Below are 255 nucleotides of genomic sequence, written 5' to 3' on the forward strand. Positions count from 1 at the left end.
TCGCGGCAAAGGCGACAATGACAATCACCGCTACGCAGCCGATAGTCCATTCGCCCATCTGCGAAAAGAAATGCTGATAGGCGGCAATCGCCGTGTCGCTGATTTGCGATTCGGTGGTTTGCTGCGCCACCACCCCGGCCAGCCAGTTGGCGACCGCGCCGGTGGCCAACATATAAATGCCGGTTAATACGCCGGTGACGCCGGGCATGTTCAGACGGGTTATCTGCGCCATCGCCACCGGGTCAATAAACAGTT

At 58.4% G+C, this 255-nt stretch carries 1 pseudogene; it reads right to left on the minus strand.

The window, feature by feature from the left end:
* A pseudogene (locus QP437_RS10195) lies at window positions 1–255 on the minus strand (hypothetical protein); the annotation flags it as partial.

The sequence above is a fragment of the Haemophilus sp. UMB1048 genome (assembly GCF_030218125.1).
In the GTDB taxonomy this organism is placed as follows: Bacteria; Pseudomonadota; Gammaproteobacteria; order Enterobacterales; family Pasteurellaceae; genus Haemophilus_D.